At 64.0% G+C, this 22,731-nt stretch carries 28 protein-coding genes and 1 pseudogene; 16 read left to right on the top strand and 13 right to left on the bottom strand.

Features of this window, described 5'->3' with window-relative positions:
- Positions 1-690: 690 nt before the first annotated feature.
- Positions 691-903 carry a hemin uptake protein HemP gene (hemP, locus tag THIMADRAFT_RS12410; protein WP_007193393.1) on the bottom strand — a complete coding sequence of 71 codons (213 nt, stop codon included), beginning with the start codon at positions 901-903 and terminating at the stop codon, positions 691-693.
- 363 nt (positions 904-1,266) lie between these two features.
- Between hemP and THIMADRAFT_RS12405 the strand changes: the two genes are divergently transcribed.
- On the top strand, positions 1,267-1,899 hold the full coding sequence (locus THIMADRAFT_RS12405) for a DUF1826 domain-containing protein (RefSeq protein ID WP_007193392.1): 633 nt from the start codon (positions 1,267-1,269) through the stop codon (positions 1,897-1,899).
- 27 nt (positions 1,900-1,926) lie between these two features.
- On the opposite strand, the gene THIMADRAFT_RS12400 is transcribed toward THIMADRAFT_RS12405, so the two are convergent.
- Positions 1,927-2,751, bottom strand: coding sequence for a M48 family metallopeptidase (locus THIMADRAFT_RS12400; RefSeq protein ID WP_007193391.1), 825 nt, complete (start codon positions 2,749-2,751; stop codon positions 1,927-1,929).
- Between the two features lie 501 nt (positions 2,752-3,252).
- Here THIMADRAFT_RS12400 and THIMADRAFT_RS12395 point away from each other — a divergent pair.
- The 5 genes from THIMADRAFT_RS12395 (at position 3,253) to THIMADRAFT_RS12375 (ending at position 8,351) form a co-directional block, all read left to right on the top strand.
- Positions 3,253-3,711: a helix-turn-helix domain-containing protein gene (locus THIMADRAFT_RS12395; protein ID WP_007193390.1), complete on the top strand. Its 459-nt coding sequence runs from the start codon at positions 3,253-3,255 to the stop codon at positions 3,709-3,711.
- Positions 3,712-4,281 carry a PIN domain-containing protein gene (locus THIMADRAFT_RS12390; RefSeq protein ID WP_007193389.1) on the top strand — a complete coding sequence of 190 codons (570 nt, stop codon included), beginning with the start codon at positions 3,712-3,714 and terminating at the stop codon, positions 4,279-4,281.
- A 108-nt stretch (positions 4,282-4,389) separates the two neighbouring features.
- Complete coding sequence (locus THIMADRAFT_RS12385) at positions 4,390-6,807, top strand: TOTE conflict system archaeo-eukaryotic primase domain-containing protein (RefSeq protein WP_007193388.1); 2,418 nt, start codon at positions 4,390-4,392, stop codon at positions 6,805-6,807.
- 575 nt (positions 6,808-7,382) lie between these two features.
- On the top strand, positions 7,383-7,919 hold the full coding sequence (locus THIMADRAFT_RS12380; protein ID WP_007193387.1) for a GNAT family N-acetyltransferase: 537 nt from the start codon (positions 7,383-7,385) through the stop codon (positions 7,917-7,919).
- Between the two features lie 48 nt (positions 7,920-7,967).
- A complete protein-coding gene (locus THIMADRAFT_RS12375; RefSeq protein ID WP_007193386.1) occupies positions 7,968-8,351 on the top strand; it encodes a hypothetical protein in 384 nt (127 codons plus the stop codon).
- Positions 8,352-8,426: 75 nt separating this feature from the next.
- Here THIMADRAFT_RS12375 and THIMADRAFT_RS27465 read toward each other — a convergent pair whose 3' ends face one another.
- Together THIMADRAFT_RS27465 and THIMADRAFT_RS28590 are read right to left on the bottom strand one after the other, a co-directional pair.
- Positions 8,427-8,564, bottom strand: a complete 138-nt coding sequence (locus THIMADRAFT_RS27465) for a hypothetical protein (protein WP_233490247.1) — start codon at positions 8,562-8,564, stop codon at positions 8,427-8,429.
- 242 nt (positions 8,565-8,806) lie between these two features.
- Positions 8,807-8,977, bottom strand: a pseudogene (locus tag THIMADRAFT_RS28590) (hypothetical protein); the annotation flags it as partial.
- Between the two features lie 45 nt (positions 8,978-9,022).
- Between THIMADRAFT_RS28590 and THIMADRAFT_RS27455 the strand changes: the two are divergent.
- Together THIMADRAFT_RS27455 and THIMADRAFT_RS12365 are read left to right on the top strand one after the other, a co-directional pair.
- Positions 9,023-9,190, top strand: a complete 168-nt coding sequence (locus THIMADRAFT_RS27455; RefSeq protein ID WP_007193384.1) for a hypothetical protein — start codon at positions 9,023-9,025, stop codon at positions 9,188-9,190.
- Positions 9,191-9,347: 157 nt separating this feature from the next.
- The gene (locus tag THIMADRAFT_RS12365; protein ID WP_007193383.1) at positions 9,348-9,584 is read left to right on the top strand and encodes a VanZ family protein; all 237 of its coding nucleotides are present in this window, start codon (positions 9,348-9,350) and stop codon (positions 9,582-9,584) included.
- 106 nt (positions 9,585-9,690) lie between these two features.
- Here THIMADRAFT_RS12365 and THIMADRAFT_RS12360 read toward each other — a convergent pair whose 3' ends face one another.
- Positions 9,691-10,590 (bottom strand): spermine/spermidine synthase domain-containing protein, encoded by a 900-nt coding sequence (locus THIMADRAFT_RS12360; RefSeq protein ID WP_007193382.1) that lies wholly within the window; start codon positions 10,588-10,590, stop codon positions 9,691-9,693.
- A 32-nt stretch (positions 10,591-10,622) separates the two neighbouring features.
- Here THIMADRAFT_RS12360 and THIMADRAFT_RS27920 point away from each other — a divergent pair, with 32 nt between their 5' ends.
- From THIMADRAFT_RS27920 to THIMADRAFT_RS12340, 4 genes are all read left to right on the top strand, one after another.
- Positions 10,623-10,997 (top strand): hypothetical protein, encoded by a 375-nt coding sequence (locus THIMADRAFT_RS27920; protein WP_007193381.1) that lies wholly within the window; start codon positions 10,623-10,625, stop codon positions 10,995-10,997.
- A 32-nt stretch (positions 10,998-11,029) separates the two neighbouring features.
- Positions 11,030-11,428: a YkgJ family cysteine cluster protein gene (locus THIMADRAFT_RS12350; protein WP_139052819.1), complete on the top strand. Its 399-nt coding sequence runs from the start codon at positions 11,030-11,032 to the stop codon at positions 11,426-11,428.
- 153 nt (positions 11,429-11,581) lie between these two features.
- Positions 11,582-11,794 carry an alkylphosphonate utilization protein gene (locus tag THIMADRAFT_RS12345; protein ID WP_007193379.1) on the top strand — a complete coding sequence of 71 codons (213 nt, stop codon included), beginning with the start codon at positions 11,582-11,584 and terminating at the stop codon, positions 11,792-11,794.
- Entirely contained in the window at positions 11,734-12,618 is an 885-nt protein-coding gene (locus THIMADRAFT_RS12340; protein WP_007193378.1) for a cysteine hydrolase family protein, read from the top strand. The genes THIMADRAFT_RS12345 and THIMADRAFT_RS12340 overlap by 61 nt, the downstream gene beginning before the upstream one ends.
- 64 nt (positions 12,619-12,682) lie before the next feature.
- Here THIMADRAFT_RS12340 and THIMADRAFT_RS12335 read toward each other — a convergent pair whose 3' ends face one another.
- A complete protein-coding gene (locus THIMADRAFT_RS12335; protein WP_007193377.1) occupies positions 12,683-13,672 on the bottom strand; it encodes a hypothetical protein in 990 nt (329 codons plus the stop codon).
- A gap of 128 nt (positions 13,673-13,800) precedes the next feature.
- Between THIMADRAFT_RS12335 and THIMADRAFT_RS12330 the strand changes: the two genes are divergently transcribed.
- Positions 13,801-14,127, top strand: a complete 327-nt coding sequence (locus THIMADRAFT_RS12330; RefSeq protein WP_007193376.1) for a hypothetical protein — start codon at positions 13,801-13,803, stop codon at positions 14,125-14,127.
- 319 nt (positions 14,128-14,446) lie between these two features.
- Here the strand turns inward: THIMADRAFT_RS12330 and THIMADRAFT_RS12325 are convergent, their stop codons facing one another.
- Positions 14,447-14,881 (bottom strand): hypothetical protein, encoded by a 435-nt coding sequence (locus tag THIMADRAFT_RS12325; protein WP_007193375.1) that lies wholly within the window; start codon positions 14,879-14,881, stop codon positions 14,447-14,449.
- A gap of 527 nt (positions 14,882-15,408) precedes the next feature.
- Here THIMADRAFT_RS12325 and THIMADRAFT_RS24785 point away from each other — a divergent pair.
- From THIMADRAFT_RS24785 to THIMADRAFT_RS24780, 3 genes are all read left to right on the top strand, one after another.
- A complete protein-coding gene (locus THIMADRAFT_RS24785; RefSeq protein ID WP_007193374.1) occupies positions 15,409-16,032 on the top strand; it encodes a hypothetical protein in 624 nt (207 codons plus the stop codon).
- A 64-nt stretch (positions 16,033-16,096) separates the two neighbouring features.
- Positions 16,097-16,255, top strand: a complete 159-nt coding sequence (locus THIMADRAFT_RS27130; protein ID WP_007193373.1) for a hypothetical protein — start codon at positions 16,097-16,099, stop codon at positions 16,253-16,255.
- A 191-nt stretch (positions 16,256-16,446) separates the two neighbouring features.
- Positions 16,447-16,824, top strand: a complete 378-nt coding sequence (locus THIMADRAFT_RS24780) for a hypothetical protein (protein WP_007193372.1) — start codon at positions 16,447-16,449, stop codon at positions 16,822-16,824.
- A 53-nt stretch (positions 16,825-16,877) separates the two neighbouring features.
- Here THIMADRAFT_RS24780 and THIMADRAFT_RS12310 read toward each other — a convergent pair whose 3' ends face one another.
- The 6 genes from THIMADRAFT_RS12310 to THIMADRAFT_RS12290 all read right to left on the bottom strand — a co-directional run.
- Positions 16,878-17,159 carry a hypothetical protein gene (locus THIMADRAFT_RS12310; protein WP_007193371.1) on the bottom strand — a complete coding sequence of 94 codons (282 nt, stop codon included), beginning with the start codon at positions 17,157-17,159 and terminating at the stop codon, positions 16,878-16,880.
- 249 nt (positions 17,160-17,408) lie between these two features.
- Positions 17,409-18,368, bottom strand: a complete 960-nt coding sequence (locus THIMADRAFT_RS12305) for a metallophosphoesterase (RefSeq protein WP_007193370.1) — start codon at positions 18,366-18,368, stop codon at positions 17,409-17,411.
- A gap of 79 nt (positions 18,369-18,447) precedes the next feature.
- Positions 18,448-19,224, bottom strand: coding sequence for a metallophosphoesterase (locus THIMADRAFT_RS24775; RefSeq protein ID WP_007193369.1), 777 nt, complete (start codon positions 19,222-19,224; stop codon positions 18,448-18,450).
- Positions 19,221-20,162, bottom strand: a complete 942-nt coding sequence (locus THIMADRAFT_RS12295; RefSeq protein WP_040731349.1) for an ADP-ribosylglycohydrolase family protein — start codon at positions 20,160-20,162, stop codon at positions 19,221-19,223. Before THIMADRAFT_RS12295 ends, THIMADRAFT_RS24775 begins: the two co-directional genes overlap by 4 nt.
- Positions 20,163-20,727: 565 nt before the next feature.
- The gene (locus THIMADRAFT_RS26655) at positions 20,728-21,951 is read right to left on the bottom strand and encodes a hypothetical protein (RefSeq protein ID WP_007193367.1); all 1,224 of its coding nucleotides are present in this window, start codon (positions 21,949-21,951) and stop codon (positions 20,728-20,730) included.
- 265 nt (positions 21,952-22,216) lie between these two features.
- A partial coding sequence (locus THIMADRAFT_RS12290; RefSeq protein ID WP_007193366.1) for an ATP-binding protein occupies positions 22,217-22,731 on the bottom strand: 515 nt, incomplete at its 5' end.

The raw sequence follows: 22,731 nt of genomic DNA, 5'->3' as shown, positions 1-22,731 counted from the left end.
CCGGCGTCGGGGTTCGAGACGCTCGCGCCGACGGTCTTGGTCATTCGGATTTCGGACAGTGGGGCGCTACCGTCACAAGGGTTCCGACGTCCCTCTGGTCTCCAACTGCTCGAGCCTCACCCTCAACTGCGCGATCTGCTCGCTCAGAGGCGGCGCCGCGGGCGCATGCAAATGCGGATGTCGGGTCGCAGTTTCGCCGGCCGCGAGCGTGCCGCGCCGGCCACCGCCGCGTCCCGCGCGCATCCGCCCGCCACCGCAGGGGCCACGTCCACGCCCGTGACCTTGCCCCGGACCACGACCGCGCCCGAGTCCGCGGGGACCGCTCCCGTCTTGTTTCGGCATGTACTGTTCCTCGTTGCTAGCGGACCCGTACGCCGGCTCCCCGCTCGTGGGCCGCTCGGCGCGTCCGCCTGAATGACTGATCACCCGTGCCCTCGGTACCGGCCGGGGCGGCAGGGCTCCGAGGCGGCGACTCGCGCGCCGCCCACATGCACAGTATCGGCCCATTCCCGACTGCTTTACCCTGAGATATCGCAATTAGAAGCGCACATATGTGCACTTTAACGGGTGCGGGCGCGAGGCCGGTCTCGGTCATTCGGATTGCGACAAACAGAGTGTGATCGCGTCGTTGCCTCGGCCCCCCATGCAGCTTGAGCGCGTCCGTGCATCGCTGCGGACAGCGCCGATCCCTCAGCACAGACCGGGCGTCCGCGACGTCTCCTTCGGACCGACAAGCTCGAGGTGACCGGCGCGCGCGACGCGCAGCCGATACAGCCGGCCGCGATGCAGGATGCGCAACTCCCCGCCCGGATCGAAAAGCTCGGCGCTGAAGACGGCGTCTCGGAGCTCGGGATGCGGCTGCGACCGCCGGGGATGCCCCGAAGGCTCGACCGCGGCGCTCATGAGGCCATCCCCGTGCCGGTGGTCGGCAATCCGGCGGGACCGGCGTGCAGTGCGGCGTGCTCCGACAGGGGATGACTTCGATCGGCCGGTCGCACGTGCGGGCGATCGCCGACAACCAGATTCTCCGCGGGGTTTACGTCTCGAAATGTAACGCTATAACATCGTATTCATTACTACAGCCAAGCCGGTGTGCGATCGCCCCGATCCGAGGCACATGAGCGAAACACCGAGGCGAGGTACCGCCTCCGCGCATCCTGTCCGCCGAGCCGCCAAACGGATCCTCGCGGCCCTCGCCGATCCCAATAGGGGCGACTGCCATCCGGCATCGCCCGGATTCAATCGTTCAGCCCGGAGGTGTCAGCTATGAGCGTGCAGTCCGTGAACCGGAGCGACGCGGTGCAACGGGCCGATACCCTGGCCGATCTGACCCGGATCTTCATCCCGGAGACTCAGATCTGTGTCCACTCGCCCCCCGGCAGCCCGAATCTCCTCGACGCACTCGCGGGCCTCCGAGCGAGCGGCTGGTCCGGCCTGCGGGCGGTCGTCCGGCTCGCCGCCGATGGCGTTCCCGATATGGATACTCTGCCGCTGCCGCCGGCGTTTGCACACCCGGCGCTTCGGCGCGAGCTCGCCTTCCTGCTGGAGCTCTACGGCGACCTGCTCGACTGCACGGCCATCGGCCTGCGCATCGAGCGTCTTGATCGCGCTATGTGTCCCCGCTGGCATGTCGATCGCACCGGCATCCGAATGCTCTGCACTTGGTGCGGTCCGGGGACGGAATGGCTTGACGCTTCCGGGATCGGCCCGCGGGGTCTGCCCGACAGCGCCGCGGGTGCCCCTGCAACCGGACAAGCCCTACCCTTCGATATTGTGCTGCTCAAGGGCAGCGCCTGGCAGGGCAACGCGGACGGCGGTGCGATCCATCGCTCCCCGATGGTCGCGCCGGGTTCGGAGCCGCGGATCCTCGTGGCCATGGATGCCCTCCGGGACGACTAGCTCGGAGCGCGTCACATGACGTCATCCTCACGGCGGCGAGCACGCGGGCTCACGCCCAGTGGCACGGGCCTGCCGGTAGATCTCGACGGCCTGTTCCATGTCCGCGTCCAGCTCCTGCATACGGTTGTCGTGGGAGGGGTGAGTGGAGAGAAAGGCCGGCGGTTGGCCCCCGCCGGCGGCGGCCATGTTCCGCCAAAGCGTCACACTGGCGCGGGGATCGAAACCCGCCTGCGCCATCAGATCACGGCCGATGCGGTCCGCCTCGCGCTCGTGGGTTCGGCTGTAAGGCAGCAGCAGCCCGTATTCGGCGCCGAGACCCAGCGCCCCGCGCAGCACCTCGTGTTTGAGACTCCCCGGCTCCTCGGCGAACAGATCCACCAGCATCAGCCCGCCCTGGACCGCGAGTTCCTGGGTCAAGCGCTCGTTGGAGTGATCCGCCAGCACATGCGCGATCTCGTGGGCGATGACGGCGGCGAGCTGATCGGGCGTGCGGGCGACGTGCAGCATGCCGGCATGCACGCCGATCTTCCCGCCGGGCAACGCGAAGGCATTGGGTGTCGGGTCGTCGAAGACGGCGATGGACCACCGCCCGTGCGGCTGCGGCAGGGCGTCCACCAACGCCTCGGCGACACAGCCGACGTAGGCGCGCACGTCGGGATCGTCGTTCAACGGCAGGGTGCGCAGCAGCTCCGCGAAGCTGCGCTCGCCGAGCGCGCTCATCTGCGCCTCCGGCACCAGGGTGACTTGCTTGCGGCCTGTGGGGGATTCCTCGCATCCGGTGCCGAGCAGGGCGGCCGAGAGCAGGATCGGCACGAGGAGGAAGCAAAACGGTTGGGGGCGGCGGATGGGCATGGCGTGACGTCGGCGATACGGGCTCGAGGGCTATGGTCGCAGATTGAACGCCGTTGAACATTGCCGCCGGATGACTGTGCAGCAGTGGCGGATACTCGTCGGGGACTTCACGGGACGCTCCTGGCGTCGAGGAGCGGCGCGTACATCGGTTTCCGGTGAGGAGCCGATTTGTCGGGGCAAGCCGCAACGGATTGGCCCCCGCAAAGACCGGTTCTCGACCCCGGGGATGTCGGCGAATGCTGGACTCGGATAGCTTTCAGTCGAGTCGCCGGTGTGGGCGGCGGCTGGGCCCCAGGAGGGGTCGGTCAGTGAGCCTAGGTCTGCGTTCGCTTGACGTCATATTGCGGTCTCTGACGTGCCTGAGAGCTCGCGGGCTGCCGGCGCGAGATCGGGAAACCTTGGTGACGCGCAGCTGGGTAGATCGCAGCGTTTCGAATGTTTCGATTGTGGGCGAGATTCAACTATACTTCGCCTCAAGTGATTGAACAGAGGAACCGAGCGATGAGTCATGCTGCACCGGTCTACCCTGGGGTGCGGATGCCAACGGAGGCCGAGGCTTCGTTGGCGCTGGAGAGTAGCCGTTTGCTGGCCGCCTGCATTGGGCGAGGCGAGTCGGCTCGGCTGCGGCTGATCGATGGCGAGACCGATGTGACAGTGCCCGTCTCGGCGATTCACATGCTGGTCGACATCCTGAATCAGATGGCGCAGGGGAACGCGGTGTCACTGGTTCCGATTCACGCGGAGCTGACGACCCAGCAGGCTGCCGATCTGCTCAATGTCTCCCGCCCCTTCCTGGTCAAGCAACTGGAGGGCGGCGCCATTCCCTTCTACAAGGTCGGTCGGCATCGTCGTGTCCGCTTCTCCGATCTGATGGCCTATCGCGAAGGGCTCGATCAACAGACTGCCGATGCCGCAGATGAGCTTGCGGCCCAGGCTCAGGAATTGGGTCTGGGGTACTAGGTGGCGAGCTTCACGGTCATCTACGATGCGTGCCTGTTTTACCCGGCGCCGCTGCGGGATTTGATGATTCGGCTGGCTCAGACGCGGCGTTTTCACGCCCGCTGGACGGAGGAGATCCAGCACGAATGGTTGACGGCTCTGCTGCGACACCGGCCCGAGCTCGATGAGGCCAAGCTGCACCGCACGATGACGCTCATCAACAAGGCCGTTCCGGATTGCCTGGTAACGGGCTACGGGGACTTGATCGATCGGCTTTTCCTTCCCGATCCGAACGACCGGCATGTGCTGGCGGCCGCCATCCGGTCCGGTGCCCAGGTCATCGTCACGACGAATCTCCGAGATTTTCCACAGAAGGCGCTCGCCGACTTTGACATCAATGCTCGCCATCCCGACGACTTCATCCTCGATTTGGCCGATCTCGATCCGGCGGTTGTGACCACGGCGGCGAAGCTCCAGCGTGCGGCACTCAAGAATCCACCGCTCTCGGCGGAGACCTTCATCGACACGATGCGACGCCAGGGGCTACCCGGCGTCGCCGGGTTCCTGCAGAGCCAGATCGCCCTGATCTGAGAATCTGATTTGTCCATCCGATAGAAGTCCAAGCGAAGCCTGTCGATCCAGTCATGGCTCACGTCTACGGCACCTGTTCTCATACTCGGAAAGCCCGTGTACTGACGCGTGTTGACGCTGGAGGGGCGCTGGAATGCCTTGGCACGGATTTTCATCCCGATGCGTGACCTGGACGAGATTGCCGTGCTTCAGGCCGAGAACGCGCGCCTGATCGCGCTTCTCGAAGCCCACGGCATCGAGTGGCGCCAATCGCCCGAGTCCCGGCGGACAGAGTCGGAGCAGGATCAATCACCGCTCTCGACCGCCGAGAAGGTGGCCCTGTTTCGACGCCTCTTCCGAGGTCGCGACGATGTCTATCCGGTCCGCTGGGAAAGCAAGAAAAGTGGTCACTCCGGATACACACCCGCCTGCGCGAACGAGTGGCGAGAAGGCCTCTGCGACAAACGAAACATCAAGTGCTCCGATTGCAGCCATCGCCAACTCCTCCCACTGACCGATACCGTCATTTACGGCCATCTGGCGGGCAAGCACACGATCGGCGTCTACCCCCTGCTCGAGGATGATCGCTGCCATTTCCTCGCGGTCGATTTCGACGAGGCGGAATGGCGACAGGACGCACTGGCCTTTGCGCAGTCATGCGATGAGCTTGGCGTCCCGGTCGCGCTTGAGATTTCCCGCTCGGGTGAAGGCGCACACGCCTGGATCTTCTTCGCCGATGGCGTTCCGGCGAGCGATGTCCGACGGCTCGGCGCCGCCCTCATCAGCCACACGTGCGCGAGGACCCGACAGCTCAGGCTGAGCTCCTACGACCGGCTCTTTCCCAATCAGGACCGGCTGCCCAAGGGTGGCTTCGGCAACCTGATCGCTTTGCCCTTGCAGAAGGCGCCGCGCGCGCAACAGCGCAGTCTCTTCGTCGACCGCGACTGGTGCGCCTATGCAGACCAGTGGACCTTCCTCGCCTCCGTGCGGCATATGGATCCGCGGGACATCGAGCCGACGATTCTGAAGGCGGTCGGCGGTGCTCAGCCACTCGATGTGAGCTTCATCGACGAGGAGGATCTGGCGCGGCCATGGAAGCCTCCAAAGCCGCCGAGCAAGAGGCTCCCTGGTCCTTTACCGAAGCGGATTGGGATCACGCTGGCCAACGGCGTCTACCTCGAAAGAGCACAGCTACCACAGCCGCTCGCGAACCGCCTGATCCGGCTTGCCGCCTTCCAGAATCCGGATTTCTATCGGTTGCAGGCGATGCGCCTGTCGGTTTGGGGCAAACCTCGGGTGATCGGTTGCGCCGAGAGCTACCCGCAGCATCTGGCGCTGCCGCGCGGCTGCCTGGATGCCGCGCTGGAGCTTCTGAGTGACAACGGGATCCAGGCGGACCTGCATGACGAGCGGTTTGCTGGACACGCAATCGCATTGCACTTCCAGGGCGAGCTGCGCCGCGATCAGGAAGCCGCCGTCACGGCCATGTTGAAGCATGAGACGGGTGTGCTCAGCGCCCCGACCGCCTTCGGTAAAACCGTCGTGGCCGCGGCGCTCATCGCACGGCGGGGAGTCAATTCGCTGATTCTTGTGAACCGCACGGACCTGCTCGAGCAATGGCATGAGCGTCTGCTGGCGTTCCTGGACGTCGGACGCGATCGGGTTGGCATCATCGGTGGCGGCAAGACCAAGCCCAGCGGTCAGATCGACATTGCGGTGATGCAATCCCTTTCGCACAAGGGCGAGGTCAAGTCGCTCGTCGAGGACTATGGCCAGGTGATCGTCGATGAGTGCCACCACATCAGCGCGCGATCCTTCGAGGCGATCCTGAAGCGCGTCAGAGCCCGATATGTCCTGGGACTGAGCGCAACACCGACACGCCGCGACGGGCAGGATCCCATCATCTTCATGCAGTGTGGACCGCTGCGGCACACGGCCGCCACGCCGCCCGATGCTCCACACGACCTCGCGGTCATCCCCCACGAGCTGCAGACACCGATCGAACTGCCGGCAGACGCCGCCATTCACGGAATCTTCCGCCACCTGGCGATGGACGGGACGCGCACCCGGGCCATCGCAGCCACCGTTCTCGAACGCTTTCAACAGGGACGTAAGATCCTGGTGCTGACCGAGCGAGCCGACCATTTGTCGTCCCTGCGCACGGCTTTGGACGGCATTGCTCCAGCGCCTTTTGTCCTGCATGGCCGAATGCCGCGTCGGCATCGATCCGAGACGATTGCGCAGCTCAATGCGCTGCCGCCGGAGGCGCCAAGGGTCGTGCTGGCCATCGGCAGACTGGTCGGAGAGGGGTTCGATCACCCACCGCTCGACACCTTGGTCTTGGCAATGCCGATCTCCTGGAAGGGAAGCTTGCAGCAATACGCCGGCCGACTGCATCGGGAGCACGCATCGAAGACCAACGTCCGCATCATCGACTTCGTCGACACCGGCCATCCGACATTGCTGCGAATGTGGGCTCGACGGCAACAGGGCTATCGGGCGATCGGCTATCGCATCGCAATGCAATCTGAGCTCGCTGGCTGGTGATCGTTCTGCCGGTCGCCGCCGTCGAGTGAGTCTTTGAAGCGGGGCATTTCTTGTCGCTGACGCAGTCAACAGAGGTCGCCGTGTGTGCGCGATCGTGCCCCTTGTAAGACGAGAGCAGCATCCGCTCTCTTGAGGTTGCTCCAAATTACGAACGTCGACGCGGCGGCTCTGGGATGGGATCCGGTCACCCCGATACCAGGTCGGGCTGTCCGCAACCAGGATGGACCGGTCAGTCTTTTGCGGTTGACGGGAGACGGCTCCTCCCCTCGACGAATCGCTCCCGCGATCAGCTCAGCCGTTCCGGCCCCGATCGACCTTGCGGCAATGGGGAGTGCCTGCGGCCGGGCGGTCCGCGCCCCGGCAATCTACCCATTCAAGGGAGTGCAGAAGGGCGTAAGCCGCAAAGGATGCCATCCCGAATCGACAACCCGAGACCCTGACCGGATACTGCGAGACTTAGGCATTCCACCCGCCGATCAGGTCCACCAAAGCGACGCCACCGAACGCGTAAGCGGGATCGCGGGCGCTGGCGTAGGACGACGTCCGGTGGGTTCCGAGCGGCGGAGAACGCGATCATGACGCCGGACATCGAGATCAGGAACGAGACGAAAAACGACATCGAAGAGATCGCCGAGGTGACGATCGCGGCGTTTCGCGACCTGGATATCAGCAACCAGACCGAACACGTCATCATCGACGCGCTCCGCGCCGCCGAGGCCCTCGCCCTCTCGCTCGTCGCGGTGCTCGATGGCCGTGTCGTCGGCCACATCGCCTTCTCGCCCGTGGTCTTGTCGGACGGTACGCGGGATTGGTACGGACTCGGCCCGGTGTCGGTCTTGCCGCAGGTTCAGCGCCGCGGGATCGGCCAAGCCCTGGTGCGCGAAGGCTTGTCGCGGCTCGAGGGCATGCAGGCGCGCGGCTGCTGCCTGGTGGGGCATCCGGAATACTACCGAAGGTTCGGGTTCGAGAACTGCCCGCAGCTCGTCCTCGAGGGCGTCCCGCCGGAGGTCTTCTTCGCCGTGTCCTTCGACGGGACGCTGCCGCAGGGAACTGTCGTGTTCCACGAAGGATTCGGCGCGGTTGGCCCGTCGTCGTGCGCGAACGAGGTGTGACAGGACGAGCGAGGCTGCCGGCGAGCGAGACGTGCACGGCGTCGGTCGATGCGCACTGCCCGATCGGACACCGGGTCGACCGTGCCGTGTCGGCCGTACCGCGAGCCCGTGCCGAGTTGGACGCCGAGCGTCGGACCCGATCCCTTCTGCCCGAAGGCTGTTTCCGGCCACCTCGCCTTCGGCCTGCCCGGCAATCGAATCACCCACCGGCGCAGGAGCAACCCGGATCCCGCCCGCGTTTCGAACATTGCCAACCCCGAGGTCGTCATGCGTCTCGCCCATCGCCTGGTTCTGGCTCTGCTGATCGTCGTCGCCGATACCGCGGCCTTCGCCGTCCCGCTTGCGTCGGTGCTGCTCGCGTACATTCTTCTGGCGCGACCCGCCTGGTTCCGGGACTGGGTGGAGCGGCTGTATTGCGGGGTCTCCCGCTAGAGCCGGCCCCGAACGAAGCCGTGCGTTTGTGGCCACCCGTCCTGGCGTGACCGCATCGAGCCGTCGCGTTGAACCTCACGTGGATTTCACCGTTTGCGCGCCAGCGTCAGCCCGTCGCCGATGGTAGCGACCTTCGAACACCTCGCGCTCTCCCTCACGTGCGACCTCGAACACCAAACCGGCGAGCTCGTCGTCCGGGGTGGCGAGGACCATGGTCATCTCGGCCACGCCAGAGCGCGACGCCGGCGCGCGGATCAAAGCCGGCCCGCGCCATCGGATCGCAGCCGATGCGGTCCGCCTCGCGCTCGTGGGTTCGGCTGTAGGGCACAGCAAACCGCGCTTCGCCCCGATGCCCAGCGCCCCGCGCAGCACCTCGTGCTTGGCTCCTCGGCGAACAGATCCACCAGCATCAGCCCGCCCTGGACCGCGAGTTCCTGGGTCAAGCGTTCGTTGGAGTGATCCGCCAGCACATGCGCGATCTCGTGGGCGATGACGGCGGCGCCCGATGCACGGATCGCTGCCGGTCGACCGGAAAGTCGCGTATCGCTCGTAAACACGTAAGGCTGTCGACCGGCTGCCGGACTGAGTCTGAAGGTCTTGCGTCCGTCGGCAACAGTGGGGACCATCGGACCTGGAATCGACATGAGAGCCACGCCATCCGGAGCGCCTTCATGCCCGAATCCGATACGCTCTTCGCAGAGCCTCCGGAAACCTGTTCAATGAAGCCGCGCGCCGGCTTCACCCGCAGCGGCAATGGCGAGACGGCACTGCAGGCGATCGGCTCGCCCGGTCGTTGCGACCGGGCGGACTTGCAATGCCACCCGGGGGACCTCTCCTGATGTTGGTCTTGATGCCGGAGGGCGTGTTTCGGCAAGGCTTTCGGCTGGCGCTCTGGGGTAGCGTCCTGGTGGTGGCCTGGCTTGCGTTCGCGCCGTTCGCCGCGAGCCCACGGGCTTCTCGTGGGACAAGGTCAACCACCTGCTGGCCTTTTGCGTCATGGCTGCACTGGCGGACGGTGGCTATCCGGGTCGCGACCGGGAGTTGCCGCGCTGGGGGCTGCTGCTCGGCTATGGGCTCGTCATCGAGTTGGTGCAGTGGCCACTGTCCTATCGCGAGTTCTCCTGGCTCGACCTGGTCGCGAATTTGGCCGGTGTCTTGCTCTATATCGGCCTGCGTGCGTGGGTCGGCTGGCGCCTTCGGCGCCCGGGCGTGCCGAGCCGCAGCCGGCCATGATGCCGGGGTTGAGCGTCACCGGGCAGGCGGGTGTCCTGGCGTTCCAGTCGTTCGCCCATTCGACCAAACCCTCGGGACGACGACGCCGGTCATCGTCAAGCGTCCTTCAACCGCGTCTCCGCTCTCTGTGCTGTAAGGCGCTGTGCGCTTGCCTCCGGAGCTGTCGACGCAGATCGGCTCCGTCGCGGAGGCGCTCGACAAGGAAGCGAAAATCAAGTGGAAATCGGTGATTCAGCGTGATTGCCAGTTCATCCAGCCTCGCCCAGTCGAGCGGAAATTCGGCATCGGCGAACGCGAAGGCGATGTAGTTGTCGTCGTGGGTGACGCGTCCGAGGTGGACTCGCCCCTCGAAGACCTCGTCGAGCAGCATGAAGTGCGCATGCCATCCCTCGGGGGATCCGCAAAAATTGGCGACCAGCACGCCGCCGGACCGGAGCCGGCCGCGGGCCGCTGCGTAGAAATCACGACTGAGAAAGGCGGGCGAGATGCCGTCCGCATCGAAGCCGTCCAGCAGCAGGACGTCGGTGTCGTGCTCGTCGGCGGGAAGGTAGTCGGCGGCATCGGCCCGCACGATGACGAGGCGCTCGTCCTCGGGGACCCCGAACTCGGCGCTCAGGGCGATGACGTCGGCGTTGACCTCGACCACGGTCAGGCGGGTGTGCGGCAGATGGCGATGACAGAATTTGGCCATCGAACCACCGCCGAGACCGACCATCACGACATGCTCGGGCTCGGGCACGAACAACAGGAAGGCCATCATCTTACGCGTGTAGGCGAAATCCAGCGCGTATGGATCCGCGATGCGCATGGAGCTCTGCACGTAACTCAGGCTGAGGTAGAGACGCCGGGTCCGGCCGTCTTCGACGATGAACGGCTTGCCGTAGCGTCCGCTCAAAATGCGCTCGTAGAGTCGCTCCGGGTCGCAGGTCATTGACTCGAGAACCCGCAGACGGCCGTACTCGCCCACTGCCCCACCGGGTAACTCCAAAAGTACGGGTTGCTGCACGGCGTCGTCTCTCTTCGGATGACTTGTTCTGAATGCGCACGGTGCATGTCTGCACGCGTCCCGTCGGTGCTCCGTCACCCGACGCGGTCCGGTGCAACGCGTCGGACAACAATGGCGCCGGCCCCCGTCATGCAATGATCCAGTGGTTTTTGTATGTTAATCACATTAACATTCAAAACAAATATCATGCACATCGGTTGAGTGCCATGGAAAACCGCAGCGCGAGAATCACGGTGCTGATCGATCCGGTCAAAAAGCAGCTCTTCGAGGAGATCTGCGCCGAGCAAGACCTCACGCCGTCGCAGGTGATCCGCAAGCTGATCCGCGAGTACATCGTCGAGCACGCCGGCTCGCGCGACCTGCCCGATTCGCTGAAGACGACTGCGCCGAAGCCCGAAGGCAAGTGAACCGCTCGAGGGGTTGACCTGTCGGTGACGGAATGGCCGAGAGTCGAACGGCAGATGCGCGAGGAGGGCGATGGACGGTGGACCGCAACGACCGGATGATCCAGGCGCTGCGGCGGAAGATCCCGACCTTCGCATGCGAGCCCGGATGTCGTGATTGTTGCGGTCCGGTCACCGCTTCGAGCGAAGAGATGGCCAGACTCCCGACCAGAACCGAGGCGGAGCATGCGGCTGCGCTGGCCGCGTGGAGTTGCCCGCATCTCGGGCCCGAGGGTTGCCGTGTCTATGCGGAGCGCCCGCTGATTTGCCGGTTGTTCGGGACGACGCCGCACATGCCGTGTCCACGCGGCAAGCGTCCCGAGGCCATGATCGATCGCCGCACCGAGCAGGCGATCCATCGCTTTCTCGGGCAGACACGCCAGGTCCTGGTTTAACCCGAACCCGGTCGAGGACCGAGGATCCGCGTCGGGATCGCACGACCGCGCCGCTCGACGTTCAGCGTCCTCCGGTTGCGTGAGCGCGACGGCGAGCCGCCGCCCAGAACACACCCGCAAGCCCATCGCAACATCAGGACCAAGGATCGAGAAATGAACGTCAAAGACAGCAACGGAACGGCGTTGAACGCCGGCGATTCGGTTCAGGTCATCAAAGATCTGAAGGTGAAAGGCACCTCCGTGACTCTGAAGCGAGGCACGGTGATCAAGAATATCCGCCTGACCTCGGATGAAGAGGAAATCGAGTGCAACGCGGACAAGGTGAAAGGCTTGGTGCTCAAGACCTGTTTTCTCAAAAAGGTCTGAGGGTTCACAAACGGCAGCGTCGCGACACGCCCCGCGGGGGCGCCGCCCGGCCCTATATCGCGATCTCGACAGGGGCAACAGGCACGGGAATCATCGGCGCCGACGGCTCGACCGCGCTCTCCACCCGCCCGCCCCGTCATCCGGAGAACCCGACGAGCTGGAAGACCGCCTACCGCTCCTTTTACTACGCGCAGGCCCCAGAGCCCGAGGACCTGGTGCTGGACCCGGCCGAGACGGCGCTGCTGTGCATCGACGTGCAGAATCTCTACCTGGAGATCCCGTCCGATTCGCAGGAGGCGGCGCGCTGGTTCCCCTTCCACCGGCGCATGCGCGAGATCGTGATCCCGACCACGCGCGGGCTACAGGACGCCTTCCGCGCGAAGGGGATGGACGTCATCCACGCGCGCATCGCCTGTCTGCTTGAGGACGGGCGGGATCGCTCGCTCAGCCAGAAGAAGCCGGGCTGGAACGCCCTGCTGCTGCCCAAGGACAGCGCGGCGAGCCAACTGGTCCCGGAGCTGGCACCGCTCCCCGGCGAGATCGTGGTGACCAAGACCACCGACAGCGCCCTGACCGGGACCAACCTGCGCCTGATCCTCACGAACCTGGGCATCCGCAACGTCGTGCTCACCGGGATCTTTACCGATCAGTGCGTCTCCTCCACGGTGCGCAGCCTCGCCGACGAGAGCTTCAACGTCATCGTGGTCGAGGACGGCTGTGCCGCGGGCACCGACGAGCTGCACCGGCGCGAGCTGGAGATCCTCAACATGATCTACTGCCAGGTGCTCGGGAGCGTGGAGCTGCGGGAGCTCATGGGGCTCTGAGGCCGAGCCCAAAACCGTCAGGAACGCCATCAACCAGCGCATGTCGTGCCGGTCACGGCTCCACCTAATCCCCCACCACCGTCAAGCTGAGCACCCGCTCGCCGTGGCCTCGCGTCGAGTCCGGAAAGGGAATCAGCAGCAGATCGGCGTTCGGAGGGAGCCGCTCGGTCAGCAGGGTGTTCAGGACATCCCATTCGTCGATCGTGAACTGCAGGTCGGTGTTGAGCCAGCCCAGCGCGCCTTGGCTGCGTGTCGTCACCAGGTCTGCGCAGGCGTCGGCGATGGCGGCGGTGCGCTCGTCGGGTCGCGTCCAGCGCACCGCCGTGGTTCGGGCGCGTGGTCCCGAGGCGAGGATGGTGTTCACATCGACCGGGTCGCAGCAGATCATCGCCGGTTGAAAGAAGGGCAGACCGGGCAGCATGGCCTCGATGAGCGCCGCCGTATCCAGATCGCCGCACGCCCTGCCCACCTCGATGACCGGGCCGTCCAGGGATGCGCGCCAATCGGGGTCGAGACCGTCGGCCGGCGTGTCGAGAACGACCGCAGCGCGCAGATAGACCTCGGATGCGGCCAGGTGTCGGGTCCAGATCGGGGCATCGCGTCGCGCCCGATCATCCGAGGGGTCGATCAGCAGCAGGGCGCTGGCGCATCTGTCCAGGCGCAGCGCCAGCGCTTCGGCCGCGTGATGACCTTGCGTGGATCCGGTGCGGTACAGAGCGCAATCCGCGGGGATCGCGATCCGCTCGGGAAGGCGATCCAGGATGCGTTCCGCCGCGGGACCGAGTGCGATCACCAAGGGGTGAAGGTGCGTGTCCCAGTCCTCGAGAAGCTCACGCGCGGCGAGGCTTGGATCGGTGCCGTCGGGGAGCAACGTGGCGAAACCGGGGGACGGTTGCGCTCGGGCCGCCGCCAGGACGCTCGGCAGGCGGTCGAAGACCGGGGTCAGCGGTTGGACGCTCGCCGCACGGTCGACGGCCTCGGCAAGGGTCCATTGGCCGGACAGCCCGAGCGCGCCGGCGGCGCCCATCGCGTGGATGAAGGTTCTGCGTTTCATTGCGGGACGGGCCTCACGAGCATCTGAGGGGCTTGATGCCGGGCATGATCCGGGATTTTACGACAGGTCATGTCGCATCCCTGCGGCATCGTCCGACGTTACGACACGGCAAAAACAGGAGTGCAACTATGTCCGTCATCGCAACCCTCAGGTGCGCGCTCGTCGGTGCGGCGCTGATCTCGCTCGCCGCGTCGGCGGATTCGGCGTTGCCGGTGCAGCCGATCGCCAAGTCGGGCAATTGTCCGAGCGGTTACAGCACCAGCGGTGCCTATTGCAAACCCGGCGCAAAGGCCCGCGCGGCGCTGGAGAAACGCGGATCCTGCCCGAGCGGCTATTCAACGAGCGGTGCCTACTGTCTGGCGGGCACGCAGGCGCGACCGGCGGTGCCGAAGATCGGCGCCGGGTGTCCGTCGGGTTGGTCGAGCAGCGGGGATTATTGCCTGCGGAATCGTTGAGTGGAGGATCGCGGAGTTCGCAAAGCCATGAAATAGCAAAGGGCTTCGGCCCTGAGGTATCTCCTCAACTGCGTTCGCCCGAGTCACTCGGCGAGCAGGGCGGCACGCTCACCCGCTAGACGTTGGTCTCGTGGCCCGATGGCATCGTCCAGGTCCGCCGAGCCGCTTTGCAGTCCTCCGGCCTCAGCAGCAGCCGAGCGAGCAACAGGCGCAAGTAGGCGCGGCGTTGACGACTGCCCGGGTGTAGCTGCTCATGCAATCCAAGCCGCTCCGCAGCCGTTCCGATAAGCCAAAGCAAGATGGTCGCCGGGGAGGGCCCCTAAGGCTCATCGTCCCCCTCTATAGCTTCGCTACGACACACAAGCCGGAGCGGCTCCGATTCATGGGACGGCTCCTCGAGCACCCGATAGAGAGCGACCACGTACTCGCGTTCATCTACAGGTATCGGCATGTCGACGCGTCCGGCGAGATCAGGTGCCCTGCGCTTGAACTCGGCAACGCTGAGTTTGAACTCGAATCCCCAGACATCGCCCTCCCCGGAACTGGCCGCGATGTAGTGAATCGGCGTCATGCCCCGGATCGATACCCCCTGTAGGCGCTCCGAAGCCTCGTAGGGAATGTCGATGAACGTGCATTTCTGCAGAAAGGCGTCGATCTCCGCGGCGGAGATCGCAGGTTGGGCGGCATGCGCCGGAAAGTGGCCGATCAGGGCAGCGCCGGCAAGCAACAGGTAGGAGCGTCGGGCGGCGGTCATGAGGCAACTCCTTCGCAATCAATAGGGGTAGGCGGTGGGCCCAGGGGGTGGTTCTCCGTCCGTCGACACCGAGCTTTCCGTAGGGTTCGCGTGGGCAGCGCCCCCGGTCAACTCGCTGCCGACGCGGCGAAGCTACATAACACTTCGGCTGCCCAAGCGCCTCGGTCTCTGCTCCGATTGTCTTGGCGAACACTACCTGTGCTGCCGATACAGGTCAAAGCCGCCTTCCGGAACCGCCACAACTCGACGAGACCCTTTTCCTCGAAGTCTTCACCCGCCCGCCACCTCGCGGCGCTCCGCCCTGCTGAGCCCGCCCAAGTGAGAGCCGACGGAGCACCACGATGCCAGAGCCGCCGTTCCGCGCAGCGGATCGCGCCGAACAGGCGACTGGCTCCAAGCAAAGTTCGGCAGGCCTAACGACCGATTGGACATAGGCGGTGCGTCATCCTCTGTCGCAGATCGGTGGCATTCTGTCTGCCTACCGAGCACGCGGCGTGATCCGCACTTCCGACCGGAGGACACCCAGAATGCAATCCACCTATCCCTTACCCGAGTTGATCGCGCGCCGCTGCGAGGAACGGGGCCTGACGCGCATGCAGTTGCTCAGGCGCATGGGCTATGCAAACGTCACCAAGGGCCTGCGGCGGTTGACCGCGATCGAGCAAGGCGACCTGCGTCGCGCCGATCAGTTTCACGGCCCGCTCGCCATGGCCCTCGAGATTCCACCCGAGGTGGTCGAGGACGCCTTTGCGGCGACCCGGGCCGCACTCGACGCCGAGGAAGAGGCCGCCTACCGCGAAGCGTTTCAACCCCATGGGGTGATCCTGACCGCGCTCAGCGTCCCGAGTCCCATCCACGTTGCTGCCCTCCTGGGGGGCGTGCGTCTGCTGCATATTCCTCTGGATACCGACGCCCCACCCGATACCTTCAGCCAACAGGCTCGCCAGCGCCTGCCACTGGACGTTGGAGTGCCCGGATTCGGCTGGATTGTCGGGTATGTGGTCAATTACAGCCCGGATGAGGCGGTGCAATTCGACCTTGAGGGGCACGAGGTCGCGCGCTTCGGGCGGGCGATCCGCCTGGGTCAGACGACGGTGCGCATCGGAGGGCGAACGGTACCTTTGCGCTCCCTGATGGGTCCACGCGACTGACCGGTCGTTTCATCATGGGATCACACGGATAACGCGTAATGAATCCAACACCGGAGCAGATGTTTTGAAACGCGAGACACAAGAACCTCGGGACAAAGAACAACAAGAGCCCAAGAAGGAACTCAGTCGCGACGAGCGCTGGGGCGACTGCGGTGTTTCGGTCGAGACCATGCGCAGGATCAAGAAGCTCATCGAGTCCGGAGAGCTCAAGCTCGACGAATAGACCGGGTCGATTCCCGCATCTCAACCTCAAAGTGCTGCCCGGTCCGGCCAATTCGGACTGTTGCGGCCACAGGGCGATGGGTGCGCATAGATGACGTGCTGCGCAACAGCGTCAGGCCCCTGAGAGCAGCGCCCGTGCGGCCGCTTCAGGCAAACAATCCTTACGGAACAAGACAACGAGGTCACACCGACATGGAAAAATCGCGAAAAGACCGCGAAGAACTCTTGAATAACTTCTACGCGCACGTTCTGCAAAAGTTCGACGCATGGAAAGCGACACGAAGAGGCGAACATCAAGGTTATCGCATTGAAGGACTCCATGTCGTTGCGGGAGATCTCGAAGAACCGGTCTACATCAGAGACCTTCTCGACGTTGGCAGCTGCGAATTTTCGAGTTGCGCAATGTCCGGTGAAAAACGATTGGAGATCATTTCGGAGTTGGATTTGGAATCGCTAACCGCCATTCTGGCGGAATGCTTTTTGATGAAGGGATATGATCCTGATCGTGCGGAGTTCAATACAATGCTCGCGATCCTGTCTCTGCTCGGGAAAAGCTCGCAATCAATCTGAATCGGTGGGTTGGATCGTCGGTCTTGAGAAAAACACTTCGCATCCAACTCCGGTTAGTCCGCTTCGAAGTTGAAGTTGACAAAGGTAAAGCCGGATTCCGATCGCTTTAGCGTCATGCTTGTGTCTGCCGCCAGATTCCGAAATGCCTTCACTTGCATTTCAAGATCATGATCCGTCACGTCTGTGATGTCCTCGTTTGCGAAAATGATACTCTCTGCGGTGATGCCATCCCAGATCCACTTTTGATGCAAGACATCATACGTGCCGAGCGTCGTCAGTTCCTGGAACAGGATTCTCGTATCGCTTTCTACGGGAACCTCATTGAACTTGCTCATCGTTATCCTCCAATTCTACCGGGTACATGAGTGACGCTTGGATTCCAGCTCGGAAACGACAGAGTTCCGAGATGCCTATTGTCCGGAGATTCGGCTTAGACAGAGAAAGAACCTAACGGTACTTGAGACTCCGCCGCTGACACGTTCCGAATGGAAACGACGGGTCCCGCGTGCCGCGCCAAGGATCAACCCATTGGCTCGCAACCGGAGCCGTCCAGCGTGGGTCATCTTCAATGACCTTGTGCTCTTTCATAACGCCGATCCTCGCGTTGCGGGTTGGCTGCGATCCACGTCGACCCAGCAGAAATGCGCGTCGAAAAGCTCACGCTCGACGTCCCAGCGGTAGGCGCAGAGCTTCCCGCCGGCGGCGACGCTGTAGTCCAGACAGGCGACACGCGGGGACAGCGGCCGCGGCGTGCCGCTCATCCAGTAATGGCCGACGAACACCGGCTTGTCGCCGACATAGCCCGGCAGGATGCCCTCGGGTGCCGGCTCGTGCGGGATCTGCGGGATGACCTCGGTCGGTGCGAGGGCAAGATCCCGATAGGTGATCGGGTGGTCCTTCCACCAGCGGGTGCGGACATGCCGGCGGACCTTGCCGTCCTTGTCCTTGAACGCGACGCCTTCGGGAAGCGGGATCTCCAAGCCTTTCAGTACCGTCTCCAGCGCCTCGTAGGCGGGGTCGCCTTTTCGGGTGAGTGCGACCCAGGCCGCCTCGTCGCGGATGCGTTGTCGCGCGTCCAGGTGCTCCGCCAAGGCATCGAAGGAGGGCGTATGCCAGCAGGCATGCACGACGCGCAGACCGGGCAGATCGAGCCAGAGCGGCAGGCCGCGAAACCACTCGATCAGCTTCTCGTGGTCCTCACTGTCCTCGCCGACTTGATCGAGAAACTCCGCGTGCTGCCGGCGATTGTCGTCGGTGCGGGGCCGCAAATAGGTGTCCGTGCCCGGCGAGATCGGGGTAGCCCAAGCCACGGCGTTGAACTCGTGATTGCCCATGACCGTCAGCGCAGCCTCTGCGTCGACCATCGCGCGAACGATCTTCATCACCTCGACCTGCTGCGGTCCCCGATCGATGAAGTCGCCCAGGAAGATCACTTGGCGTGTCGCATGTCGCCAGACCCCGTCGTGTTCCCGGTAGTCCATCTTCGCGAGCAGCGCCTTGAGCGCATTGGCACAGCCGTGGATGTCGCCGATCAGATCGTACATGTTCGCTCCTGTGTTGACGCTCTCGAACGGCCCGCGCAGGCGGGACGAGGATGCTCGGCGGGACACGGGTTCGTGCGGATCACCCGGATGCCGATCCTGCGGGGAACCTGACCTCGGTCGCCTCGTCTCCGTCGGTCCACCAACAGCGTCGCTCGGGAAACTGTACCGCCAGCAAGCCACCCCCGTGATCGGAGGTCGCCGAGAGACAGACCCGCTGCGGTGCGGAGAACATCACCTGTCCGGGCAGATGGGTATGGCTGCTCACCACGACGCGCTCCCAGCTCGGATCGTGCCGCGTCGCCCTGGCCTTGTCGCGCAGGGCGTCGGGCATGAAGGACGGCTCCGCGGGCAGTGTCTTGCTCTCGAGCGCCGCGCGCTGCGGGACGATCGGGCCGACATCCAATCCCGCGTGCACGCAGAAGACCTCGCCGTCGTCGTAGAACCACGGTAGATCGGACAAGAAACGCCGATGCTGTTCGGGGAATGCCGCGGCGAAGCTCGCGAGGTCGTGCGCTCCATAGGCGTCGGCCGTTCCGCGTCCCGGATTCCAGTAGCGTGCGCTCCAGCGTGCGTACCAAGCCCCGTCGGGCACGCTCCCCGGCCACCCCAACGTCCGCAGCAGCGCGAGATCATGGTTGCCGAGGATCGGAAAGAAGCGCCCGGGTCGCTCGGCCTGCAACGCGATCAGGCGATCCAGCAGAGCCTGGATCTGCAGGCCGTTGTCGACATAGTCGCCGAGGGTGACGATCCGTGCATCGGGCACCTCCCGGTCGATCCGCTCCAGCAGGCGCTCGAACAGGTCCAGATGGCCGTGCAGGTCGCCGATCGCCACCAACGGCGGGCGTGTGGCTGTCATGCGCCGAGCCCGAGCAGGCGATCCGCGAGCCCGGCGATCTGCTCGCGCTGCGGCAGGGTGTCGAGCCACTCGGCCGGGATCGCCGCCGTGCCGAGCGACGCGCCAAGCAGTGCGCCGGCGAGACAGGCGACCGAATCCGAATCACCCCGGATCCGCGCGGCCTTCTCGACCGCCACACCCAGATCGGCCGGCCAGCGCAGCGCCGCCGCCACCGCAAGGCCGAGCGCACTGCCGGAGCGCCAGCCGCCGTCGCCCGGCGGGATGGCCTCCTCGTCGAGCCAGTCCTCGCCGCGCTGCGCCCACGCGATGGCCGCGCGCAGACTTGCGGCGACCTCGCCACCCTGCTGCCAAGGCCCGTCGAGCCCCCGGATGGCTTCGTCCACCAACGCCGCATCCCAACGATCCGTCTCCAGGATCGCCCGCACCAGCCAGGCCCCGGCGATGGCCGCCTCGACCGCGTTCGGATGGGCGTGGGTGAGCAGCGCCGAGATGCGCGCGGCCTCGATCAAGTCGTCGCCCCGATAGGCCAGCGCCAGGGGGACGATCCGCATCACCGCCCCGCAGCCGTCGGAGTCTCGGACCCCGCTGGCGGTCCAATCGCGGTCGCGCTCGAAGAGGGCGGCCCCGGTCAAGCAGGTGTTGCCCGGCGCGGTCGACGGGGTCAGCGGGTCATGGCTCCAGCGCACGAAGGCCTCGCCCACCCGCGTGCCGAAGCGGTCGGGATCGAGCGGCCCCGGTCCATGTTCCAGGATGGCCTCCCCCAGATAGAGCGACATGTGGGTGTCGTCGGTCCAATGACCCAAGTGGACCGGGCGGGTGCGCACGCTCGCGTCCTGCACGAACTCGAGCGGGGCGCCGAAACGGTCGCCGCAGGCATGGGCGAGCAAGGCCGCACGGCCGCGATCGGCAAAGGTCGAGCTGTCGTCGGTTCGGGTCATCGGTTTCTTCTCCATCGGGTGAGGCTCGATCCTGTCCGAGTAAGGGTTACGATCTCCGTCGTCTTTAGTCGGCGTCAGTCGATCCTGTTTGTCCACATTCCGCTACCTCCGAAGGATAGCGCGGCTATGCGACAGCCGTCGTCGTATGGGGCTGGGAATCTGTGCCCGCGTTGCCGGATCCCTTTCTCGGTGAGGGCTGACGGCGTGACCTTGGCGAAAGCCGGGCCGGCCAGCGCATCATCCGGGGTCAGCTCACATCGCGGACGAGGAGGTCTTGTGATCGGTTATTCCCGGTCTACGCTGATTGCCCGGCCCTGCGACACTCTCAGTTACGCCGCGCGTTGGTTCGAACTCGCAGCTGCTGGCCGGCTCGACTGCAGAAGAGTTGATCAACCACTAAAGTGATTTCGAGCCCCGACCAGTTTGATACTTATTGTGGCTATGTATGCGCTGCACGAGACTACTAAGATATGATCCTCACTAGAGAAAACATCCGGCTTTGCCAGGCCGCATTGGTCTTTTTCCGAGCAAGACCGGTTAGGCGTCTCAATCACCAAGGCCATCTTTAACTGCTCGGCGTCGCCACGGCGAGTGAAATCAGGTAAGGGGAAAGTGGTTCGTTGGAGCCAGGCGAAGGCACTTGTAGGCTATACTCGCCTGGTGTTGGCTCGATAATCTTGACATGCCAGTATTTGCGTCCAGAGTTTTTCTCGGTGACGTTCAAATGGGAAATAACTGAACGCACAAAATCTAGTGGCAGCAGGAATGCAACTTCAAGATCGACACATCCTAAAGCTAGGAATGATTGTTCACCCTGCTCAAGAAAGGAATCCCATGTGGGTAGATACGCATACCAGTACCTCACGATTCCTGGGTTATCGTATCTCTTCGAAACTGCACATGCTACCCGAAGGCGTTGATCGGGAGACCAATACATCGCCCTAGACTTCTTTATCAGCGACAAATCAAACTTAAAGGAAGTGGCCGCGATGACCCTCTCCCGGATCTCTCCCAGTTTTTCTGGTGCGGTTTTCTCAATGATGTCTACGCCTTTCTCGGATCTCACTTCGCTCCGGTCAGCGACCTCATCAATCGATTCTTCAATATCTCTTGCTGTCGCAAATACAACGCCGACCAAGTCATCAATGCGCGTGTATTCGATTGGTGATAAAAGTGTGCGTATCTTCGACACAGTGTCTTGCCTGTCCGCTGATTCCTTGACGCGAACAAGCTGGATTAGTGACTCCACCCCGATGATTCGAGTTTGCCAGGCATGTCGGGATCCCCGGACCTGCGCCTCTAACTCACCGGTATCTGTGCGGCCGACGACGATCAGTACGGAGGATGAGCCTGTAATTCGTCCTGATTCAATGAGTCCATTTCTGTAGCCTGCAACAGTGTCCAAGGACAGACGGTAAGCGTCAGTTGTCTTGACCTCCACCACTAGGGACCATGGGGTGTGAGATTGATCTTGCCATATTCCATCAAATCCGATCGCGTTTTTCACGCCCTGGTAGCGGCCGTCCTCGACAATATACTCTAATCGTCTGCCTAGTTCGTTAACAACATCCTGAAGAATTTGGCCGCTTTTTGAAAAGGAGTTTTCGAGGCAGTATGTCGCGTAATCGGCTAACGAATCGGTCGATGCTTCGTTCAGATATTGGCGAAGTTCCTTTTGGCAGTCGGAGTTGTCTAAGAGTTTGCCATCTCCCGCAATTGATGCAATTTGCTCAATAGTCATCTGCTCGATTGATGATCTGCGTGCTTTCCAAAGGTCAACTAATGGCATTGCTATCTCTTTTTCTGTTAGTGCGGCGACACCCCATCAGTGTCAGAACCCGTTCATGCTCAACCAAGCGAGGAGCGTAAGCCAAACAGCGGATCGGGTATCACGTTTCCCTTGAGGTTCGGGTGGCTGATCTGCTGAGAGGGGCCCTTGCGGAGGTTCATCCCAAAACCTGCCGAGTCCGTCATTCGGCTGCGTGGATCCGGATCTGCTCCGCGCCGACATGGTCCCGCTTGATCGTGACCATGGGTCCCCGTACCCGCAGATGTCAGACCACACTGTGCCGAGCCTCCCCCTTCATCCGACACTCCGAAGCCACCCGCCGCAGGAACTGCTCCGGCGTGAGCGTCTCGCCGAGGAGTGTACGCTGCCGCGCCACGGTCGCGAAGTCGCCCGGCGTGAGCCCCTCCAGTGCCGCAAGGTGCCGCGCGAGATCGGCCGGAACCGGGGCGGAAACATCCCCGAGCGCCTCGCGCGCGAAGAGCGCAAGCCGTTGCGCCGGTGCGAGCGCCCGAAAGTGCAGCTTGAAGTCGAACCGGCGCAGCGCGGCGGGATCGATCCCGGACATGAGGTTGGTGGCGGCGACGAAGATGCCGGGGTATTGCTCCATCTGCTGGAGCAGCTCGTTGACTTGGGTGCGCTCCCAGCTGTGGCGGGCCTCGCGTCGGTCGCCGAGGAAGCTGTCGACCTCGTCGAGCAGCAGCAGGCTGTGGGCGGGGTCGCTGTCGCGAAAGAGCCGTGCGAGGTTCTGCTCGGTCTCGCCGACGTAGGGGGAGACGAGAT

It is taken from the genome of Thiocapsa marina 5811 (assembly GCF_000223985.1).
GTDB lineage: Bacteria > Pseudomonadota > Gammaproteobacteria > Chromatiales > Chromatiaceae > Thiocapsa > Thiocapsa marina.
Note: the sequence above shows the minus strand (reverse complement) of the source record. Positions and strands in the feature narration are given on the sequence as shown.

Excerpts from the sequence above, each read along its gene's own strand:
- hemP (WP_007193393.1), bottom strand. The coding sequence starts at position 903 with ATGAGCGCCGCGGTCGAGCCTTCGGGGCATCCCCGGCGGTCGCAGCCG.
- THIMADRAFT_RS12405 (WP_007193392.1), top strand. The coding sequence starts at position 1,267 with ATGAGCGTGCAGTCCGTGAACCGGAGCGACGCGGTGCAACGGGCCGAT.
- THIMADRAFT_RS12400 (WP_007193391.1), bottom strand. The coding sequence starts at position 2,751 with ATGCCCATCCGCCGCCCCCAACCGTTTTGCTTCCTCCTCGTGCCGATC.
- THIMADRAFT_RS12395 (WP_007193390.1), top strand. The coding sequence starts at position 3,253 with ATGAGTCATGCTGCACCGGTCTACCCTGGGGTGCGGATGCCAACGGAG.
- THIMADRAFT_RS12380 (WP_007193387.1), top strand. The coding sequence starts at position 7,383 with ATGACGCCGGACATCGAGATCAGGAACGAGACGAAAAACGACATCGAA.
- THIMADRAFT_RS12375 (WP_007193386.1), top strand. The coding sequence starts at position 7,968 with ATGCGCACTGCCCGATCGGACACCGGGTCGACCGTGCCGTGTCGGCCG.
- THIMADRAFT_RS27465 (WP_233490247.1), bottom strand. The coding sequence starts at position 8,564 with ATGGTCCTCGCCACCCCGGACGACGAGCTCGCCGGTTTGGTGTTCGAG.
- THIMADRAFT_RS27455 (WP_007193384.1), top strand. The coding sequence starts at position 9,023 with ATGCCCGAATCCGATACGCTCTTCGCAGAGCCTCCGGAAACCTGTTCA.
- THIMADRAFT_RS12365 (WP_007193383.1), top strand. The coding sequence starts at position 9,348 with ATGGCTGCACTGGCGGACGGTGGCTATCCGGGTCGCGACCGGGAGTTG.
- THIMADRAFT_RS27920 (WP_007193381.1), top strand. The coding sequence starts at position 10,623 with ATGCGCACGGTGCATGTCTGCACGCGTCCCGTCGGTGCTCCGTCACCC.
- THIMADRAFT_RS12350 (WP_139052819.1), top strand. The coding sequence starts at position 11,030 with ATGGCCGAGAGTCGAACGGCAGATGCGCGAGGAGGGCGATGGACGGTG.
- THIMADRAFT_RS12345 (WP_007193379.1), top strand. The coding sequence starts at position 11,582 with ATGAACGTCAAAGACAGCAACGGAACGGCGTTGAACGCCGGCGATTCG.
- THIMADRAFT_RS12335 (WP_007193377.1), bottom strand. The coding sequence starts at position 13,672 with ATGAAACGCAGAACCTTCATCCACGCGATGGGCGCCGCCGGCGCGCTC.
- THIMADRAFT_RS12330 (WP_007193376.1), top strand. The coding sequence starts at position 13,801 with ATGTCCGTCATCGCAACCCTCAGGTGCGCGCTCGTCGGTGCGGCGCTG.
- THIMADRAFT_RS12325 (WP_007193375.1), bottom strand. The coding sequence starts at position 14,881 with ATGACCGCCGCCCGACGCTCCTACCTGTTGCTTGCCGGCGCTGCCCTG.
- THIMADRAFT_RS24785 (WP_007193374.1), top strand. The coding sequence starts at position 15,409 with ATGCAATCCACCTATCCCTTACCCGAGTTGATCGCGCGCCGCTGCGAG.
- THIMADRAFT_RS24780 (WP_007193372.1), top strand. The coding sequence starts at position 16,447 with ATGGAAAAATCGCGAAAAGACCGCGAAGAACTCTTGAATAACTTCTAC.
- THIMADRAFT_RS12310 (WP_007193371.1), bottom strand. The coding sequence starts at position 17,159 with ATGAGCAAGTTCAATGAGGTTCCCGTAGAAAGCGATACGAGAATCCTG.
- THIMADRAFT_RS12305 (WP_007193370.1), bottom strand. The coding sequence starts at position 18,368 with ATGTACGATCTGATCGGCGACATCCACGGCTGTGCCAATGCGCTCAAG.
- THIMADRAFT_RS24775 (WP_007193369.1), bottom strand. The coding sequence starts at position 19,224 with ATGACAGCCACACGCCCGCCGTTGGTGGCGATCGGCGACCTGCACGGC.
- THIMADRAFT_RS12295 (WP_040731349.1), bottom strand. The coding sequence starts at position 20,162 with ATGACCCGAACCGACGACAGCTCGACCTTTGCCGATCGCGGCCGTGCG.
- THIMADRAFT_RS26655 (WP_007193367.1), bottom strand. The coding sequence starts at position 21,951 with ATGCCATTAGTTGACCTTTGGAAAGCACGCAGATCATCAATCGAGCAG.